Source organism: Kitasatospora kazusensis, from assembly GCF_039529945.1.
GTDB lineage: Bacteria > Actinomycetota > Actinomycetes > Streptomycetales > Streptomycetaceae > Kitasatospora > Kitasatospora kazusensis.
This window is the reverse complement of record NZ_BAAANT010000047.1, coordinates 24,361-43,572: the sequence shown is the minus strand read 5'-3', so window position 1 is coordinate 43,572 and position 19,212 is coordinate 24,361. Positions and strand designations below refer to the sequence as shown.

Below are 19,212 nucleotides of genomic sequence, written 5' to 3'. Positions count from 1 at the left end.
CGCGGCTTCTTCTTCCCCATGCTCTCCATGATGGACATCATCCTTCCGGGGCCGAAGCCCCTGATCTCAGGTGTCCGTCAAAGCGGATCAAGCCCAGACCCCTCGCAGGTTCACCACCTCGGCGGAGAGCCGGTCCCGAATCCGTTGCAGGGCAGCCCTGCTCGGCTTGATCAGCAGCGTGCCGCGATAACGGCGGACGTTGAACCCCAGGAAGTCAAAACCATCATCGAGGTGCGCGATGCGCGTCTTGTCCTCGTTGAAGACCAGACCCCCGGGCATCAGCCACGCGGCAAGCCGGGCCTTGACCTGCTCGGCCTCGTCACGACTGTGACAGAGAGCCACCAGGTCGTCGGCGTACCTGATCAAGATCGGCGAGCCCGCCTCGGTCTCCCCGGCGTGAGCACCGGTTCGCCGATAGCGGACCCCGGCCGCCCCCTCCAACCCATGAAGAGCCACGTTCATCAACAGCGGTGAAACGATCCCGCCTTGCGGGGTCCCCTCCACCGTCGGGGCGAATCTTCCCTGGTCAACCACTCCGGCCTTGAGCCACTGCTCGACCAGTCCCCGCGCGGGGAACCCTCCGAGCAGACCCAGAAGCCGATCATGGTCGATCCGGTCGAATGCCGCCGTCAGGTCGGCGTCCAGCACCCACTGCCGCTTGGGGAACTTGCCTTTCGCGGTCTGGAAGATGGCTTGGATCGCGTCCTGACAGCCACGGCCGGGCCGAAATCCATAGGATCGCGGCTCGAACCGTGCCTCCCACTCGGGTTCAAGTGCACCGAGGACCGCAGCCTGAAGACAGCGGTCCAAGATCACGGGAATCCCGAGCGGCCTTTGCCGTCCGTTCGCCTTCGGAATGAACACCCGCCTGACGGGTCGGGCCTTCCACGGAGCGGCCCTGTGCTGCATCCAGTCGGCCAATTCGGCCTTGCCCTGGGGCAGTAACACGACCATCCCGTCGATGCCCGCCGTCTTGTGGCCAGCATTGACCTCCGTGACCCGCCGCACGCTCATGAACGTGTTGGAGCGGGAACGGAGCATCAACTTCTGCAGATTGCGGACCCGTTTCAGGTCCCCTGCCTGCGATGCCGTGAAGATCCTCTGCCTCAGCCGCCGTACTTCCCCTTCTGCCGCCTGCCAGTCGATCGACAGCCAGTCGGTGGGGTCGTCCTCTGGTCCGTTCACCGCAGCCCGGTGGACCACGGCGGAATCCGCCGTGGATATCGGTGTCGCCATGGTGTCCAACTTGTCCGTCGGTTCGAGCGTTGAAGTCATCGGGTCCTCACAGGCCCACCTGATCCACGTCAGCACCCTTTCGGGTCCGGGCAGAGCCCGTATCCGGCCAGTTGTTCGGGACGGCCAGCGGAGGCGCTGGCCACCAGTCCCGGTTTCCTGCCGCCTTTCGGCCGCCGGCCTTGGCTTTTTTGGATCATCCTGTTCCCGCTGGGGAGTTGGGCCTTCCTTGCGGTCGGCTTACCGGAGACGGTGTCTCCGGACCCCATCGGGGTTACCACGTTCCACGCGAGCGAGATACGACCGGGGTGGGTGCCCCCTTGACTCCGGGACGGCGATGCTCTCCCGGCTGGCAAGGAATCCCCAACCGGCGCCTGCCGCTTCTCAACGGCCAGTCCTGCACCCCGCTGGAACATCCCACCTGCGGAGCCGAAAATCACGAAGCATCATCAGGGGTTCACTCGCGTTCACCCGTCCGGTCTTCCCCTTGCCTGTGGCCCGCGGATGGAACGCAGGCCCTTGGGCTTCTCCCCCGAGCTCCGCACCGAGCCGTTACCGGCAACGCACGTCGGGGTGGGGACTGGCCTTGAGCACTGGCCAGGAACTACGCCGCCGACATCAGTCGTCGGGCCTCTGACCAGCGCATCCACTCATCTCGTGCAGCATCGTGTCGCACCACCTTCTTGTTCGCGTCCAGCCCCGTCGTGGTCTTCGGGACACCGGCGGCCGCGCGCACGGACTGGGTGTCGATGATCACGAGGGACGGGTCCTCTAATCGCCGGGCTCTCTCCCGTACCTGGCAGCGCAGGAGTTCCTGGATCCGCTGGTCGAGCCCGTCCTGGCGCCACAGGCCGAAGTAGTAGAACACCGCCGACCAGGACGGCAGGTCATGGGGCAGGTAGCGCCACTGACAACCCGTCCGGTTCTGGTAGAAGACCGCGTTCACGATCTCCCGCAGATCGCAGGAGCCCGGGGCCCCGGTCGCCGATCGCGTCACCCGTTCCTGCTTCCAGGCCGTGATCATCGGCTCGATCAACGCCCATTGCTCGTCCCATAAGTCGCTCGGATACGCCCGTCTGTCCATGTGCCGCAGAACATCACCCGAACCCGAGCTGGCACGCCAGTACGGCCGACGTTCACACGTACGAGCGATCACGAACCGAGAGAAAAGGGACTTAACGTCCACTCAGAGGGCGATAAGAGCCGTTTCCTCGAACTTGGTCCTGATCTGCTCCTCGTGGTGACGGACCATCTCCTGCGGAATTCGCGTGGACGGCCTCATCGGCAGGCTTCGAACGGTGACTCCCGCCTCACTGGAGGGAGCTCTGTCCGGTAAATCCCCTATAACCCTCCGGGGCGATCACATAAACCAGGGCGAGTTGGCTCTTATCGCCCTCTCAGAGGGCGTTCGGTAGGGGATTCCCCCCAACTGTCCGGCTTTCTGCATCGCGGCACGGACTCGATTCCATGATCCCGTGGTGGTCGGGTCCGTGTCAGCGGTATTGATCAGGTGTGACAGAACGACGGCGGTACCCCTCGGACCTGAAAGACGACCAGTGGGAGCTCATCGAGCCCATGCTGACCGAGTGGCGCCGGACCCGCGCCGAGGGGCGGATGCCCACGACAGAACTGCGCGAGGTGGTCGACGCGATCCTCTACGTCACCCGGACCGGCGTCGCCTGGCGGTACCTGCCGCACGACTTCCCGCCGCACACCACCGTCTACGGCTACTTCAAGGAGTGGGAGCGGGACGGCACCGCCGAACAGATCCACGACACGCTCCGTGACCAGCTCCGGGCGAAGAAGGGCCGCCGGATCCTGCCGAGTGCCGCGATCATCGACGCCCAGTCGGTCAAGGCGTCGGCGAACGCCCCGGCCGAGAGCCAGGGCTACGACGGCGGGAAACGGGTCAAGGGCCGCAAGCGCCACATCGCCACCGACACCCTCGGCCTGATCCTCGTGCTGATCGTCACCGCCGCCGGCGTCCAGGACTCCGCCGGCGGCAGGCAGATCCTGGACACCCTCGCCGCCCAGTGGCCCAGTGTCACCAAGACCTGGGCCGACGCCGGATACAACAACGGCGTCGTCAGGCACGGCACCGCGCTGGGCATCGACGTCGAGGTCGTCTCCCGCGACAAGGAGCAGAAGGGCTTCGTCGTCCAGCCGATCCGCTGGCGCGTGGAACAGACCTTCGGGATCATGTCCCGGTACCGGCGGCTCCACCGCGACTACGAGGAGCTGCCGGACCGGTCACGCTCGATGATCCACTGGGCCATGGTCAACTCCATGGCCACCCGCCTGACCGCCAGCCCTGACAAAGTCGGGCAATACCTCCGACCGAGACCCCTCGCGGCAGCCTAAATCGGTATCGAACGCCCTCTCAGAAGTCATATCGACAAGCCTAGTTGTCAATGACAGTCTGTGTTGCAGGTTCAGTTGGATTGTCGAGTGCCGATCTCTTCAATCGAGGTGTCCTGCCCTCAGCGAAGTTTGACCATGGTTCCCCCACCAACGGGCCGGGCCCGGAGTGCGCAGTGTCAGAACGGGGGTTCGACGGAGAAGGCGCCATCCCAAGTTGGTGTGGCCGGTTTGATCCTCGGCTGTTGGAGAACTCGTACGGCGTCCTTGATGCGGCCGAGGTCGACAAGGCGCTGGGCGAGGACGGAGCTGTTAGAGGGCGCGTGCTGTTCGAGGACGGCGATGGCTTCGTCGGTGCGGCCGGCCTGGGCGAGCAGGTCGGAAATGCTCCAGGCCGCGTACCAGGTGCCGCCCTCGGGGTGCGCCCGCGCCTGCTCGATCGCTTCGTCGAGCAGACCGCAGTGGGCCATGAGCGGAAGTCGCATCCTGGAGTAGTCCCACTCCTCCTCACCGCCGCGGCGCGCCTTGAGGGCGTCGAGGTAGGCCAGGCCGTCCTGGGAGCGGCCGTGGTCGGCGTACAGGGTGCACAGTGTGTCGACAATCCAGTCGTCCGCGCCGCCGGGAGAGTCCGCGAGCGTGCGCATCACCTCGATCGCCTCGTCGCCCCGGCCGTGCCGGGCCAGAAGTTGGGACAGTTGCACCGCGCCGTGGCACCGGCGGGCCAACGATTCGCCCGGCTGCCTGTACACGTCGATCGCGCCTTCCACGTCACCGTGCTCTTCCAACATCTCGGCGAGGCGCCGCGCGGCGTGCCCGTGGTACTCGGACGCCGCGTACGCGCGCAGTTCCTCGATCCGGTCGTGCCTCGCCAGCAGGTCGGCCAGCTGGTCACGGCCGTTGACGGAGGTCGCGTCCCGGGTGCGCAGCAGGGCGATCGCGTCCTCAATGCGGCCCTGACGTTCCCGGATCGCTGCGAGTAGTCCGACGGCGTTGGACGGTTCGGTGCGGCGGCTGTCGCAGCCGGGGTTGTTTTTACCGGGGTCACCGCAAGGGTGGCCCGCGTCGTTCCGGCCTGTCAGCAGCGCCGCGGCCTCCTCGTCCAGGCCGGTGCCTTCGGCGACGTCGACCAGGGCTGCGGCGAGGAACCAGTCCTCGATTCCGGTACGCAGCAGCGCGAACGCCTCGTCGCTGTGGTCGTGGCGGGCCAGCAGGCGTGCGAAGAACTCCAGCGCCGACCGGTCTCCCGCCTGCGCGTACGGGCGGGACAGCGCGATCGCCTCCTCCACCCGCCCCCAGCCCTCCAGCAGCTCCGCCTGGGCTCGGGCGGCCGGCCACCAACCCGTCGCGACGTACGGAGCGAGCACCTCCAGCGCCTGCCCCTGCTGGCCCTGGTCGCCGCGCAGCCGGGCCCACTCCCGCGCGCAGAACCACTCCCCACGGCCGGCCTGGAACTCCACCTCCTCCGTGTGGCCCAGCTCAAGCAGTCGGGTGACCAGGAGCGGAGGAATGCAGCCGGACAACGTCCGGGCCTGGTAGTCAAGATCAGCAGCGTCCACGGCAGCGCATCCTAGTCCCCACCTCTGACAACGACCTGCAGCCCCTACGGGCGCGCACCAACGCCTGCTGCGGGGGTACTTCACCGGTAAGCAGCCCCGTCGGTCTTAAGCGGCCGTGCCGGCCAGCGGGAGAGCGGGGCCACGTCCCGGACGGTGGCTCAGGAGGCCGCCGGGCGGGCGCCGTCCGGGTAGTGGAATCCGGTCTCCGGACCCCCGGTGAACTCCACGGCGCCTGGGCCCACACCGAGGGCGCGCAGCAGGACCTCCAGCGCGGCGTCGGCATCCTCGTGGGAGCGGTGCAGCCACACCCAGGTCTGCGGCTGGCCGTAGGTCATCTGGCTCAGCGCGAAGTTCAGGCCCTCGATGCGGAAGACGGCGGTGTCGACCTCGCCCAGGTCCTCCCAGCTGCGTTCCAGCGTCAACCGCAACCTGGCGGCGAGCACATCCAGTGGCGGCTTCAGCCCGGCCACCATCCGCAACGAGCCGGCCGCCGCCACCCACAGGCTGAACTGCGCGGCCGGGTTCCTCCCGACGTTGTACGACGGACTGGTGGCCGGCTGCCAGTCCGGCTCCGGCCCCGGCACCACGATCTGCGCCACCCGCTCACTCCCCCACCCGAACCCGCTTGATCGCCATGCACACCGTAGCCCGCTCCGGCACCTTGCCAGCCGCCGAGCGCCAGCAGCGAAAGCCGCCACCGACTGCCTGTGTCTTCGTCCAGCCGCGAGGGGCGGCCCGTGTGCTCAACGCCGACGGCCCCCAGCCGCGAGGTAGTCCCGCACCAGGAGCACCCGGCCGGGTGATCACCGGCGTCGACGGACTGGAGCAGGAGGTCGATCTGGCAGAAGCAGCCGCGGAGCAGCGCTGGGCGCGGCCGGGCCCAGTCCGCACCGGGGCAGTAGCCCTCGCGGGGAAGACGCGGCCGGGCCCGGTGCGCCTTGGCGCACCGGGCCCGGATTGGTAGCGGGGACAGGATTTGAACCTGCGACCTCTGGGTTATGAGCCCAGCGAGCTACCGAGCTGCTCCACCCCGCGTCGGTGACCTTGACTGTACGGCACGTCAGCTGCCGGGTGCGAACCGGTTTGCGGCCCGTCGCGGTCACAACGGTTGGCTGGCGGGCCTGGGCGGGCAGGCTTGGGAACGGCGGGCGAAGGTTGGATGGCGATCGCTGCGGTGCACGCGGAGCGGGGCCAGCTGGATGCCAGCCGGGACGACCTCGGGTGCGGCTGAGCCTGGACGGCCGTCCACCAGGTACGCCCGCGCGTGCCGCTGGACTGCCCGGAGTGCGGGCACGGCGTGCACGCCAAGCACCGCACCTTTCAGGAACGACTCGAAAACGCCCGCTCCAACCTCCGCTTCGCAGAACGGCGGATCGCCACGCTCGAAGCCGAACTCCTGGAACGGGATGCCGCAGTCCAATAGATCAAGGTCGGAAAGTCCGGACGGCGGCCGGTGAGCATCACTACCCTGCGAAAGTGATCCTTCTTGACGCCAACCAGCTGCATCGAGTTCTTCCCGGCAACCCGACGCTGACCCTGTTGTCCGCAGCTGCCAGCCGCTGCGGACACACTCTCGCCATCACCGACATCGTTCTGCGCGAGACGGTACGGCAGCATCGCGAGGCCCTCACCCAGGCCCGCAAGGCGCTTGAAGCAGCCCAGCGTGAAGTGAACAAGTACGTCCGGCCGGCTTCCCGCATAGTCTCAACAGCCTGGTCAGATCGCCCTACGGAACTGGAGACCGACTTCTTCGAAGCCAAACTGCGGGAGGCCTTCAACGTCCTGCCAACCGCGCCGGAGGACGCTCTTGAGGCGCTGGACCGGGAGGCTGACCGTCGGCCTCCCTGCAAGGCCAACGGCGAGGGCGGACGAGACACCACGATCTACCTGACCGCGCTTCGCGCAGCCCGACGGGACAACGACCTGGAGTCGGTGCAGGCGAAGATCGCTGGCAAGTCCAGCGCGGCCGGCAGGCCACTCCCGGTCATCTTCGTGACCGAAGACAAGGGCTTCTCGGACCCGCAGGACCGCGGAGCCTTCGCCCCGGCACTTCGCGACGAGATTGGCGAGGCGCCGCTGGTTCTCCGCCTCGACATCGTCGCGGCGCTCGCCGAGATCGGCTATCCGAGTGCATGGGTCGACGCGAAGGAGATCACCGAGCGGGAGGACTTCCGCAGCATCCTTCGAGACGCCATCACACGCGAGACCTTGGGCATGCTCTCACCCGCCCCACGCGCTGCCTTCCCAGAGTGGGCTCGGGTTCGGCCCCCGCGCCTTCGAGGCAAGATCGGCAAGGCGCGCCAGTGCAGGGGAGACGGGCTGACCCTCTCGACTCTGACCGGAACATGGTCGTCTGGCATCTTCACCCGCAACAGGCCAGATGGCCTGGCTCCGAGTTCGATAAAGGGCGAATACCGCCTTCATGTCACTGCGGCCGGCACTGCGTTGGTTGTGCAGGACGAGAGCGGAGCCGTGGTCGAAGCAGAGTTCTCCTCCATGTCCGTGACCATCACGGACTGACCGCTGGCGAGCCTGGCGAAGGGGACTCAGAGGGATCACCGTCAGCCTCAACGAGCCGACGCGGACACCGAAGCGATGCATCGCACCAGGTCAAGGCTGATCCGGTCAGCGAAGTGGTCGGAAAACTGGAACTGGCTACCGACACCAGGGTCGTCGAGCGGGGGCGCGCCGAAGAACACCAACGCGTCCGCCGGGTCCGCCAGCAGCTCGTCCCTGCGCCCCACCCACCACGTACTCACACGGTGATCATGCCCCATCACGTGGCGTGCCAGGCTGTGAACGGGCCGACCGGTAGGCCACCGTGAGTGAACCGGGGACGCGTGGCGCGGCCGTAACGGAGCGGGGATGTGGTGTCAGGCTGCGGTGCTCCGGGGGGATCGGGCGCGGGCGAGCTCGTCACGCAGCACGCAGTTCTCGCGGTACAGGTGCGCGAGCAGGCGCTTGTCCCCGGTAGATCTGTCGGCATTCAGGTGCAGGTCGGGCAGCTTCCTGAGGAGGCGGCGGTCTGCGCCGGCGCTAAAGAGGACGGCAAGGAGGTCCTCCAGGTTCCAGAGCGTGGGCAGGCGGGATCCGCGCAGGTAGCGCGAGAGGGTACCCGGGCTGCAGTTGCTCTGGGAGGCGAGTTGGCGCTGGGAGAGTTCGGTGCCGGCCAGGGCCTGCTGCAGCGCCGTGACGAAGGCGGCCCGCTCCGGCGGGATGCCGTCCATCATCGGCCAGCTCCGGGTAGCGCGCGTGCCGGGCGGCACCTCGGCGGCCGGGGCGGGCGCGTCGGGTGCGGTCGTGCCGGGTCCGCGGTCGTCCTGTGGGCGGGGTCGTGGGTGGCGGTCTTCCTCCTGTGCCCGCAGGCGGTGGTACGTGGCGAGCCACGCCTTCGCCTCGGTGTTGTCCGGTGCGCGGTTGGGCAGGCACGCGGCGACGAATGAGCGGACGGCGTAGGCGGTGGGCAGCGCGGTACGCGCGGGGCTGGTGGCGTCGCACAGGGTGGATGGGGATACCTGGATGCGGCGTGCCATGGCGTGGAAGGAGGGGTTGCCCGCCCAGATCCTGAGCTCGCGCAGGGCCTGCAGGAAGGCGGGGACGGTGCGGATGCCGCGCGTGGACGCAGCTGTCCGCGGGCGTCCACCAGGAAGTTCTGCAGGATGATCTGTCGCAGCGCCTGCGCCGCCGGGCCCTGTGGCGGACGGTGGGTGCGGATGCGGCCGAGGAGTTCGACGGCGTCGTGGCCGGCCTGTTCCAGGCGGGCGGCCGGATGGCTGGGCTGGCTGACCAGGCGGACCTGCCGCCCGTAACGCAAGGCCCAGTCCTCGTCCACCAAGCCCTCCAGAAGATCGGGGCAGTCGCGGGCGGCCTCCTCCAGGGCGGCGCGGACCGCTTCCAGGACCAGCTCCAGACGGGTCAGTTCCCGCACGGCGGCCAGCACATAGGTCGAGTCGGTCCGCTGCCGGCCACGCGCCTTGACCAGGCCGGCCTCCTTCAGCCGGGCCAGCACGAGATCGAGGAGGGTGTCGGCCCGGCCGTCCTCGGCGAGACGCTCGCGGAAGTCGGACAGCACACTGTGGTGGAAGCCGGGATCGTCCAGCTCCAGGCCGAGGGCGTACTTGACGTCGATGCGGCAGCGCACCGCCTCGGCCGCCTGACGGTCGGACAGGTTCATTAGGACTGCAGCACGCTGACGGTGGCCAGCAGGGCGGGCGAGAGGCCCGGCCGCCCGTCGCGCGGATACCAGGCGTCGAAGTCCTCGTCTCTCCACAGTCCGTCCAGCCGGTCACGCACCCACATCGCCGTCGTACCACGGGGATTACTCGCCCGCGCCACCTGCGCGGTCAACGGCGGAACCTGCACGCCAGAACGGGGACGGAGAGACATCGGCCCACCTCGCCTACGACACTCGACCTTCAGAACCAAGCCGAGCATGGCCGATGATCACGCCGCCGCGCCTGAGAATCCGAAGATCACCGACAGAGTCACTCACTGTACAGGGCCGCCTCGCCTGGCTCTCCACCCTCAACGCCCTGGGCAAGCACCTGCGCCAGGCCGGCCGGGCCGAGGAAGCCCTGGACATCCACCGGCGCAACGCGGCGATCAGTCGGACCGGCATACCCGGGCAGCAGACCGATCTGCTCACGCTCTACCTCGCGGCGACCCGTCGGCACATCGGCAACGACCTGGTAGCGCTGGGCCGTTGGGCCGAGGCTGAGCAGCCCCTCAGGCAGGCGCTGGCCACCTTCGACACCGCCAAGCTGGCCGCCTGGGCCGCGCTCACCGGCTGGACCTCGGACTCGTACTACGCCGCCTGGCCCGCAACGACGAGGCCCGCGCCACCCTCCTCGCCGCCCGCGAAGCCTTGCGCGACCTCAACAGCCCCCGCCAACTCGAAGCCGCCGAACTACGCGAACTGGACAGCCGAACCGGCTCCCCACGCCGCAGCGCCCGCTTCTGACCCCATGTCGGGTTCGAACCGACGACTCCCGCTGAAGTTCCCCCCGGGATCGACTCGAACACAGACCGGTGGCCGGAGACACCATCCGGGGAAGCCCAGGCGGATGGCGTCCGGCCTGGGCTTCCCCGGATCTGTTGTGGGGTCAGGCCCAGGCTTGGGACCAGATCCTGCCGTCGCCGCCGATGCCGAACCAGTTGATCTGGTCGGGACCCGGGGTGATCGCGGCGGCGTTGGAGATGTAGCTGCCGCCGCGGGCGCCCCAGCCGCCCCAGCCGGAGCCGTCGTAGAGGTTGTAGGACATGGAGTTGTCCTTACCGCGGATGAAGAGTTCCAGGTTGCCGGGGGCGCCGTTCCAGGTCACGACCGTGGGGGAGGCGCCCGCGGCGATGCCGGCGGGCGGGGTGGCCACGTCCTGGGTCCAGCCGTTCCAGTCGGCGCCGCCGGTCCAGGAGTCGTGCCAGATCTTGCCGTCGGTGCCGAGGGCGAAGACGTCGTAGTGGCTGGGGTCCTGGGCCACTGCGGTCGGGTCGGAGCTGAGCCCGCCGCCCAGGGACTGCCAGCCGCTCCAGCCGCCGCTGTAGTAGACGTGCCAGGCCGCGTCGTCGGCGCCGCGCACGAAGAGGTCCAGGCGGCCGTTACCGGAGGAGGTCACGACGGGGGAGGCACCGGAGGCTATGCCGGGCGGCGGGGTGCCGAAGTTCTGCCAGCCGGTCCACCCGCCGGTGGAGGTCCAGGTCATGTCCCAGATGTTGCCGTCGCCACCGATGGCGAACAGGTCGAGGCGGGAGCTACTCCAGGAGACTGCGGTCGGGTTGGAGACCACGTTGCCGCCGAGCGATTCCCAGGCGCTCCAGCCGCCCTTGGCGCCGGAGTAGTCGTTCACGTCCCACCACTGGTGCCAGATCGCACCGTCGGCGCCCCGGACGAAGACGTCCAGGCGGCCCTGCTGGAAGGAGGAGACGGTCGGCGAGGCCCCGGAGGCTATGCCGGGCGGCGGGGCACCGTTGTTGTTCATCAGGCCGGTCCAGGCGCCGGACGCGAGTGTGCAGCTGTTCGAGGCGTTGCTCCACAGCGACTGCACGTAGAAAGCCGCGCTGTTGACGTTCTGCTTGCTGATGTCCTGCCAGTTGCAGAGGTCGCCGATCTCGCCGTCCAGGCTATCCGTGTACCAGGCGTTGAGATACGGGTCGGTCATCGTCTCGGCCAGCTCGTGGCCACCGACCTTGCTGTAGGCACCCGCCACCGAGTACTGCTTCTCACCGCACTGGCGGGTGGTGTCGTCCCCGAAGTAGGGCATCGCGGTATAGGGGAGGCTCCCGTTGGCGACGGCGTGCCAGCCGCAGTCGCTCTTGAATGCGGTGGAGTAGTTGTGGCCGGTGGGCAGCAGGACGATGACCTGGGCGTTGACGCTCGCGGTGACGCCCATGGCGGAGGCGGCGTGGATGGCCTCGTCGCCGATGTCGGACATGGTCGGCTGGGCCATCGTCGGTCCGGTCGGGTCGGACCAGACCCCCGCGAGCAGACCGGGCTGGAAGCCCGCGCCGTACTGGCTCACGGTGGCGAGCCACGGGGAGCCGCCGACGTGGCTGTAGAACCTGATGATCTGGCTCTTCACGCCCGCCGGATCGGAGTTCCAGCCCCAGAAGTCGAGGTAGACCTTCGGTGCGGTCTGCACCGGGCCGCCGTGGAAGGTCATCGGCCCGCTCGGCACCGCGTTGACCGTGCCGGTCGCGTTGCGGGTCGCAAGCGTGGCGGCGGCTGCGCGCATCGCGGCGATCGGCGGCTTCGACGTGGACTGCGGGTTCGGCTTCGGAGAGGATCCGGCCGCCGAAGCGGGCCCGGCGAGCCCCAGGATCGGGACCGCCGCGGCCAACACGACGACCAGGGTCTTTCTGAACTTCACTGGCTGCGCTCCAAGGGGAGGAGGGAGAGGGGACGTGGGTTAGTCGATCACCGACCGGCCGACTTGACCAGGCATTTGGCCCGGTAGAACTGCCGACGGTGATACTTCTGCCGGATTCCGGAACGGTGCGCGGGCGGGCGGAGGGCAGCCGGAGCCTGACCGGGCGACCGTACTCACTTCCAGTCAGCCCGCCTGCGGCAGACGGAGGATCGTCCGGCCGTCGTGAGTCCGGACCTGCGGGCCCGCGTCGTCCTGGAGCGCGTCGAGTAGCCGGCCGGCATAGACCTCGCCCATCCGGTCGGCCACCTCCGCCGGGGTCAGCCACGCGACCGCCGCCGACTCCTACCAGCTCATCCGCACCACCGGCCCGTACGCGGTGACCGGCACCACCACCGCACAGTGGGCCGCCGCGCTCCCCACCTTTCACTGACTCGAAAGACGGTGCGGCGCCCCAGGACCTGGACGAAATCTTCGGTGCGACCCGACGGCACACCGACGAGACCGGGTCTGTCCAGCCGGCGGGGCCGCGTAGCCACGGCCCCGCAGCTCGTGCGGCGTGTGAGGCAGCCTGCCCGTCAGGCTTCCTGGTACCGCAGAACACCCTCAGCCGAACGCACGCGCATCAACGTGACAGCACCCACTCCAGGCATTCGACATCGCCTTCGGCGGCCGACTCTCCGTCGGCCGCCGAAGGCTCACACAACCCGGGTTACACCGCCGGCTGTTACAGACCCGTCACCGACAGGTCGGCGAATGGATCAGCACGACGAGTTGAAGTCCGGCTCAGGACAGGGAAGGTGCCAGGGCCCCCAGTACCCGTTCGCGGATCGCTGACGGTACCAGGTGTTGCCGTCGGTGCCCGTAGCGCTGATGAAGAACGACCAGCCGCCGTCAGCCTTCCCGCCGACGGTGATCCCGCTCTCGACACCGCCGCCCATGGACTGCCATCCGGACCAACTTCCGTTGGTATAGCTCCAGTTCGTCCACACCGCGTGGTCGGTCCCGACGACGAACAGCTCCTTCGTCCCGTCCGGAAGCGTCACCGAGGTCACGGTGTAACTGCAGTCGTACGGCGCGCCCTTGAGCTGGCAGGTGCTGTCCGCCTGGGCCGGCCCGGCCGCGAAGGCCAGCCCGCCGAAGGCGATGGTGGCCGCGACAACGGCAGCCCTTATCTTGACGGCCGGGCCGGACGGACGGGCGGGCCTGCTGGTTGTGGTCATGGAAGGTCCTCTCTGCCGCACGGTTCGCGTTCCGGCATCTGGCCGGAGCGGTCCCCGCGCGAGTGTTGTCGGGGTGAGCGACGTGGCCTGAGCAGGCCGCGCCGGGTTTCGGGTGGGCGGATATGCGGTCGACGAAAGTCGGCGAACGCCCGCTCAGAACAGGCCGTGCCACAGCTGTTCGGTGATGACGGACCACCAGGTGCTGTCCGTACGGAAGGCAGCGGGGTCGGTCTCGGCGAGGGCGGTCTGGAGAGCGGCGAGGGCGCCACCGGCTTCGACGGGGTCGAGTCCGGCCAGGGCTGCGCGTGTGCCGGTGAGCAGGACGAGGCTCCGCAGGAAGGCGGAGACTGAGGTGTTGACGAAGCGTCCGCTGCCGGTGCGCGGGTGGACCGCCCAGACGGAGCCGGTCTCGTCGCCGGTGCAGCGGACGGCGACGACGCAGAGTCCGTCCGTGCCGATGCGGGTCCAGCCGGCGAGGATGTCCAGGGTCGCGGGCTCGACGGCGGTGCCCGCAGTGCGCAGGTGGGTGCGCAGGTCGGCGAAGAGCCCGCCGGACGGGGGCTCTTCGAGCCGGTCGGCGGTGAAGAACAGCGGCACCTCGGCGGGCTGGCCGGCCCAGACGAGCGTGGAGCAGGCGTCGTCGGGCAGCGCACTGGCTGACAGGTCGTCGGCGTCGTAGCGGACCACCTGGGGGAAAGCGGCGGCGAGCCGGCGGCCCAGCTCCACGTCCCTCACTGGTTCCGCCGCAGTGACGCTGCCGGGCTCCGGCACCGGGACCCGCCTGGGGCGCGGCGGCGCGGGGCGGACCTCGCGCTGCACCCGCTCCGTCAGGGCGGCTGCTCCTTCGGCGCGCTCCTGGGCGCTGATGCCGTACGAGTGGTCGAAGGTGACCGTGGCGGCGGGGAAGTGCTGTTCCATCAGGGCGGCGGGGTATCCACCGGGAAGGGTGGCGGGCCGCAGCGCGGTGTGGATCGTGTGGACGGCGGTGGGCGCGACGCCGAGCCGGGCCAGTTCGGCCGCCAACTGGTGCTCCACCGGCGGCCGGCCGGGGGCGGCGGTCAGGTCGATCCGCGCGTCCTGGCCGGTGCCGGGGTCGGCATAGGTCGCGGCGAGGGTGTTGCCCGGCCCGGTGGCAGGACGGGCCTGCAGTCGGTACGCCTCGATGACCTCGTCCACGGGGATCGAGGACCAGACACTGAGCTCCCCGCTCTGACGGTCCACCACCCCACAGGCCTGCCCCAGATCAGCAGGCGGCCGCCGCTCACCGGTCACCGGGTCCCGCTCCAACGGCGCGGGCGCCGCCCACACCGCCCACCCGAGATCGAACTCCCGGTGGCGCACCTCACGCGCGGTACCGTCACTGCTGCCGGCGTTCAGCCAGGCGTCGGCCGTGCTGAGTGCTTGCTCCCGGCTGATCACGAAAACTCCTCCATCAGATTCTTAAATTTGCGGGCGCATATCTGTTTTCATGCGAGTCCGCCCATTGGGGAGCTCTACCTGATGCGTAGAACATCCTCCACCGTCCCCCGTGCGCGCGAGGGAGCCGGAAAATCCCCGACCGCTCAGGGATTCCTGATCCAGTCCATTACGTCATCCCGGTACTGCGCGATAATTGCCTTCTTGACCGGATCGAGCGTTTCGCCGTTCTTGGTCTTCCACCCGTTCTTCCTCATGTCATCCTCGATCTTCGCGATCTTCACAGAATCTTCAGGAGTCCTGGGGCCCCGAGGAACAAGTGACTCCTTGATCTCGCCAAAGGAATGCTCGTCGAGTTGAATACCGGTATCGTCATGGTCCCTCACCATGGCTTCAAGGGCGGCCGGGACGGCACGAGCATTGTTGTGAAGTGTCATCTGGACGGCATAGGTCATGACCTCGACAACCCCGCCCTTTTTATTATCCCCGGCCATATAGAGAACGTCAGCCTCCCGGTCCTTGGGTGCTTTGATCTTGGCAGCACTCGTCAAGCGTTGGGCGAGAAAATCGACGGACTGCTTCATCTTGGTGCGAGAATCCGCCTCCAGTCCCAGCCTGTCAAGGGAGGTGTCCGTGAACTTCATGAATTCAGCGAGCGTTACACCACTTTCATTCCTCGCCGGATAGAAGTGCAAGTTGTCAATTCTGCTGAAACCGTGCGACTGGCTCTGTTTCCCAAAAGTCGCCTTGTTCCAGAGGTCTTCCTCGGCCTTCGCCTTGCCGGACTTCCCGACCACAGCCTTTCCCTTGCCGGGTTTCTCATTTTCGGCATCCCGCTTATCCTGAGCATCAACATGATCTGCGCGCGTCGTTATGAACTCACCCAACGGGAGGACACCCTCACGGCCCTGTCCGGCTATCGTTGAACCCAACGTTGCCAGTGCATTGTCAATTGTCAGGTGATGGTCATTCTTCGCGATTGTCCTCATCGAATAATGCGCAAATCCGTAGGGGTTCTCCTTATGGAATTCCATGGTGAGATCGAGTTTCTTGTTTGACTTGGTCTTCACCGTTGGTTTTGCCACCGAGGGCCCCGCCGTCGAACTACCGGCGGCGGGGTCACTAGTAGCGGCACCTTCGCCAGCATCGTCGCCACCGGCCCTGATTGGGAATTCATAGGATGGCAGGCCCGAGTTTTCCCACTCCTGTTCACTATTCTTTCGTTCGAGAATGGCCCCCTCACCCATAGCTGCCGTCACCGATTCTTCAGATGTGACACGCACCGGCCTGGCGACGTTCGGCAGCTTCTTAAAATGAATGCCTTTGCTAAACATAAACTGCGTTCCGTCAGGAATCCTGACCCGGGAGCCTCCGTTCTCCAGGAACCTCTGGAACCGAGCTGCATCGCTGCGCTCGGCCCGGCCTGAGGCGGCTGCGTCTTCGGCATCGACCCCCTCCGTCTCCAGGCCACCCGCGTCCATGCCGGGGCGTTCGGGGGCGCGGCGGTCGTCGGCGGGGTTGTGGTTCGGGTCGGTGTGGGGGACGGGGGTGGTGGGGTGGCGGTTGGGGTCGAGGGGGATGGCGAAGACGCCGTTGTTGCCTTCGTGGAAGGGTTGGTCGCTGTGTTTGCCGGTCTGGCCGTCGACGTAGGTGATCTTGCCGTTGTGGTTGAGGGCGTTCCAGGAGTGGGAGCGGCCGTCGGCGTCGATGGTGGTGATGGCGGCCGAGGAGCCGTGGCCGTTCTTGTGGAGGGTTTCCTCCAGGCGGTGGAAGGCGGCGGGGCCGTTGCCGAGGTCGGAGAATTTGGCGCCGAGGTTCTTCTCCACACGGTCGCGGCCGGCGCGCTCGCCGAGGTCCGAGGGGTGGCCGTTGGCGTCGTGGTCCGGGGTGCGGGCGGCGGCCGGGGTGGGGTCGCCGTGGAAGGTATCGAGGACGGCCAGGGTCGCGTCGACGCAGTTGTTGTTGCGGCCGGGGCCGTGCGGGGGTTCCCCGTTGATGGCGGCGAGCCAGTTGCCCTCGTTGGGGTCGGGGTGGCGCTGGGGCGTGCCGTCCTCATTGTGCGGGACCGCGCCATTGATGCGGGCGACGTCGAGTTCGCTGGGCTCCTCCAGGCCGCCCTCGCCGCCTATCGGGCGGTCGCCGGTGGCCGGGCGGTGCGGCTGCGGTTGCGCCGTCGGGTTGTGCTCGGTGTCCTCGTGGTGCGGTGCGGCGGTGCCGTCCTTGGGCGCAGTATCACCGTGGGGGGTTTCGCCGGGCGAGGTCTTCCCGTTGTGCGGCTGGTCGTTTCGCGGCGAGCCGCTGTGCGGGGTCTGGGAAGACGGCTCCGGCGAGGGCGCATGCGTTTCCGGACGGGGGCGGATCGGGCCGAGCTTCAGCCCGCCGGTGCCGGGGGCGGTCACGAACGATGATCCGCGGGCGGGCTTGGGAGCGGCCTGCGGCGGTGCGGCGGTGCTGTGCGAAGTGGGCGCGGCGTGCGGCGCCGATCCCCCGGGCATGTGCGGCATCGCGCCCATCTGCGGCGGAACGGCTCCGCTGTTCGCACCGTTCGCGCTGTTCGTGGCGCTCGCCGGGGCGTCGGTGCCGGACGGGGGAGCCTGGACGTCGTCCGGCGAGCCGGGCACGCGGTCACCCGGCGCAGGGCGCGTCGGGGCCGGGCCGCTCGCGACACGGGTGCCGTCGAGGTGGGTGGTGTTCCCGAGACCGGCCAGGTGGGTGTCGGGCATCGGGGTGTTGCCGGTGGAGTGGCCACCGCCCGCGAGGTCCGGCGAGCTGTGGGACGCCGCCGGAGCGGACCCGCCGCCCCCGCCGCCCCCGCCGCCCCCGGCGAAGGCTGGTTCGGACGGCGCGGGACGGTTCTCCGAGGCGACCGGCTGCGGCGCGGCCTCGTGGGGCGGGGCAGCGGTGACCGACTGCTGATCGTGGACGGGAGCGGCCTCGCTCTGGTGCGACGGGACCGTGTCGCCACCGGGGTTCAGCGTCTCGCCCTGGTGGGTCGGCGCCGGCTCGGGAGGGGGTGCGGAACTGTCGTGGCTCGAAAGGCCGGTCGTGCCGTCCGGGTAGACCGTCTTGTCCCCGGTGTCCAGGTACCGCAGCCTCTCCTCTCCGTTGCCGTGACCCTCACCCCCGGTCCCGGTCGAGCCCTCGCCCGGCATATGGCCCGACGCCGGCTCGGGAGCAGGCGCGGAGTCCTCATGGACCGAACCACCGGACGAAGCGCCCTCCGGCGCATGCTCCGACGGCGCGGGCTCGTGGGTCGGTTCGGGAGCTGGCTCGTGGGTCGAGAGGCCGGTGGTGCCGTCCGGGTAGACCGTCCCGTCCCCGGTGTCCAGGTAACTCAACTTCTCGTCGCCGCTGCCGTGACCAGTGCCCGCCGACACGGGATCAGGCGCGGGCGCCGAGCTGTCGTGGCCCGAGCCGCCGGCCGACTCACCCGCGCTGGGACGGTTGGAGCCGAACGGGGTCAGGCCGGTGACGCCGGTCGACGTAGGTGTGTCGGAGGAGCCGCCGGTGTGGTCGGGCGCTGGCGTATCGGCGCTCGGGCCGTGGTAGCTGTCACCCGAGCCGCCGGACGCGTGGTCAGTGGAGGTGGAGGGGGTGAAGGTCGGCGGAGCAGCGTGGTCGCCACCCGCACCACCACCGCCGAGGGCGCCCTCGGGCGGCGGCGCGGTCGGCTCCCTGAAGTGGTCACGCGCCGCTGCCGCGCCCGCGTGCAGCCCAGCGCCCGCGCCGCCGCTGAGGCCCGAGCCGAGCAGGCTGCCGGTGTCCACGTGACCGGTGGTGATCTCCTGCGTGAGCGCGTCCGTACCGACGCCGACCGCCGCGCCGGTGAGCATCTTGCCGCCGGTCGTGCCCATCAGCCCGCCCAGGCCCAGCTTCTCGCCCGCCGCACCGATGCCCTTGCCCAGCAGATGACCGGTCGCCCCCGCCACCGCGCCGCCCAGCGCGTTCTGCCCGACCTCCTTCATGTCGATGCTCTTGCGGTGCCCCTCCGCCAACTCGATGGACTGCGCCAGCAGGTTGATCGCCGCCATCTGCACGGCCTGCTTCAGCGCGTGCTGCAGCGCCTCCTTCAACAGCGTCTTAAGGAAGTCCATCACCACCTGACGCGTGGTCTGCACCATCACCGGGACCTCCACCAACGAGGCACCCGCCGTGACCGGGGCCTCCGCCTCGGCGGTGGCCAACTCGAAGGCAAGGATGCCGAGTTGCGCGATGATCGAGATCTTCGCGGTCTCGGCGGAGTTCGCCATGCCCTCCAGCATGTCGCCCATGCCGTTGCAGGCGGCGATCGTGCTGGGCAGGTAGCCGGGGTCCTGGTCGGTCCCCTTGCCCACCGTGTAGTCGGCCCAGTGCTTGGTCAACGCGTCTGCCGCAGCGCCCTGTTGGCCCTCCAGGGCCTGCTTCACGGCGGCGTCCGCCGCGTGCGAGGCGTCCTGGAGAGCGGTGGCGGCCTTGCGCCAGTGATCGGCCATGTCCCGCAGCTGGTCCTCGTCCTGCTCCGGCCAACGCGTACCGGCGAGAAGCAACAGGACCCACTGCAGTGGCTCGGGGAGTTCGGTAGCCATC

Annotated in this window: 11 protein-coding genes, 1 tRNA gene and 4 pseudogenes; 3 read left to right on the top strand and 13 right to left on the bottom strand. The window is 68.7% G+C overall.

Annotated elements, in window-relative coordinates; genetic code table 11:
• Positions 1 to 99 precede the first annotated feature (99 nt).
• Positions 100 to 1,236: pseudogene (locus ABD330_RS27760) on the bottom strand (reverse transcriptase domain-containing protein); the annotation flags it as partial.
• Between the two features lie 676 nt (positions 1,237 to 1,912).
• Positions 1,913 to 2,317, bottom strand: a pseudogene (locus ABD330_RS27755) (transposase); the annotation flags it as partial.
• A gap of 428 nt (positions 2,318 to 2,745) precedes the next feature.
• Here ABD330_RS27755 and ABD330_RS27750 point away from each other — a divergent pair.
• A complete protein-coding gene (locus ABD330_RS27750; RefSeq protein WP_344468748.1) occupies positions 2,746 to 3,594 on the top strand; it encodes an IS5 family transposase in 849 nt (282 codons plus the stop codon).
• A 176-nt stretch (positions 3,595 to 3,770) separates the two neighbouring features.
• Here the strand turns inward: ABD330_RS27750 and ABD330_RS27745 are convergent, their stop codons facing one another.
• From ABD330_RS27745 to ABD330_RS27735, 3 genes are all read right to left on the bottom strand, one after another.
• Positions 3,771 to 5,147: a tetratricopeptide repeat protein gene (locus ABD330_RS27745; protein WP_344468747.1), complete on the bottom strand. Its 1,377-nt coding sequence runs from the start codon at positions 5,145 to 5,147 to the stop codon at positions 3,771 to 3,773.
• 158 nt (positions 5,148 to 5,305) lie between these two features.
• Positions 5,306 to 5,746, bottom strand: a complete 441-nt coding sequence (locus ABD330_RS27740) for a hypothetical protein (protein WP_344468746.1) — start codon at positions 5,744 to 5,746, stop codon at positions 5,306 to 5,308.
• A gap of 359 nt (positions 5,747 to 6,105) precedes the next feature.
• A tRNA-Met gene (locus ABD330_RS27735) sits at positions 6,106 to 6,182 on the bottom strand.
• Between the two features lie 441 nt (positions 6,183 to 6,623).
• On the opposite strand from ABD330_RS27735, the gene ABD330_RS27730 reads away from it, so the two are divergent.
• Positions 6,624 to 7,667 (top strand): PIN domain-containing protein, encoded by a 1,044-nt coding sequence (locus ABD330_RS27730; RefSeq protein ID WP_344468745.1) that lies wholly within the window; start codon positions 6,624 to 6,626, stop codon positions 7,665 to 7,667.
• 47 nt (positions 7,668 to 7,714) lie between these two features.
• Here the strand turns inward: ABD330_RS27730 and ABD330_RS27725 are convergent, their stop codons facing one another.
• From ABD330_RS27725 to ABD330_RS27710, 4 genes and pseudogenes are all read right to left on the bottom strand, one after another.
• Positions 7,715 to 7,906 (bottom strand): hypothetical protein, encoded by a 192-nt coding sequence (locus ABD330_RS27725; protein ID WP_344468744.1) that lies wholly within the window; start codon positions 7,904 to 7,906, stop codon positions 7,715 to 7,717.
• A gap of 114 nt (positions 7,907 to 8,020) precedes the next feature.
• Positions 8,021 to 8,680, bottom strand: a complete 660-nt coding sequence (locus ABD330_RS27720) for a helix-turn-helix domain-containing protein (RefSeq protein ID WP_344468743.1) — start codon at positions 8,678 to 8,680, stop codon at positions 8,021 to 8,023.
• Positions 8,681 to 9,255: 575 nt separating this feature from the next.
• A pseudogene (locus ABD330_RS32625) lies at positions 9,256 to 9,321 on the bottom strand (hypothetical protein); the annotation flags it as partial.
• Complete coding sequence (locus tag ABD330_RS27710) at positions 9,321 to 9,494, bottom strand: hypothetical protein (RefSeq protein ID WP_344468742.1); 174 nt, start codon at positions 9,492 to 9,494, stop codon at positions 9,321 to 9,323. The gene ABD330_RS27710 and the pseudogene ABD330_RS32625, both read right to left, overlap by 1 nt.
• A 92-nt stretch (positions 9,495 to 9,586) precedes the next feature.
• Here ABD330_RS27710 and ABD330_RS32585 point away from each other — a divergent pair.
• Positions 9,587 to 9,850 (top strand): annotated as a pseudogene (locus ABD330_RS32585) (hypothetical protein); the annotation flags it as partial.
• A gap of 399 nt (positions 9,851 to 10,249) precedes the next feature.
• Here the strand turns inward: ABD330_RS32585 and ABD330_RS27705 are convergent.
• The 4 genes from ABD330_RS27705 to ABD330_RS27690 all read right to left on the bottom strand — a co-directional run bounded on the left by ABD330_RS27705 (position 10,250) and on the right by ABD330_RS27690 (position 19,211).
• Entirely contained in the window at positions 10,250 to 12,010 is a 1,761-nt protein-coding gene (locus ABD330_RS27705) for a PLL family lectin (protein WP_344468741.1), read from the bottom strand.
• Between the two features lie 758 nt (positions 12,011 to 12,768).
• Positions 12,769 to 13,230, bottom strand: a complete 462-nt coding sequence (locus tag ABD330_RS27700; protein ID WP_344468740.1) for a DUF8189 domain-containing protein — start codon at positions 13,228 to 13,230, stop codon at positions 12,769 to 12,771.
• 153 nt (positions 13,231 to 13,383) lie between these two features.
• A complete protein-coding gene (locus ABD330_RS27695) occupies positions 13,384 to 14,649 on the bottom strand; it encodes an SUKH-4 family immunity protein (RefSeq protein ID WP_344468739.1) in 1,266 nt (421 codons plus the stop codon).
• Positions 14,650 to 14,792: 143 nt separating this feature from the next.
• Complete coding sequence (locus ABD330_RS27690) at positions 14,793 to 19,211, bottom strand: toxin glutamine deamidase domain-containing protein (RefSeq protein WP_344468738.1); 4,419 nt, start codon at positions 19,209 to 19,211, stop codon at positions 14,793 to 14,795.
• Position 19,212: the final 1 nt, after the last annotated feature.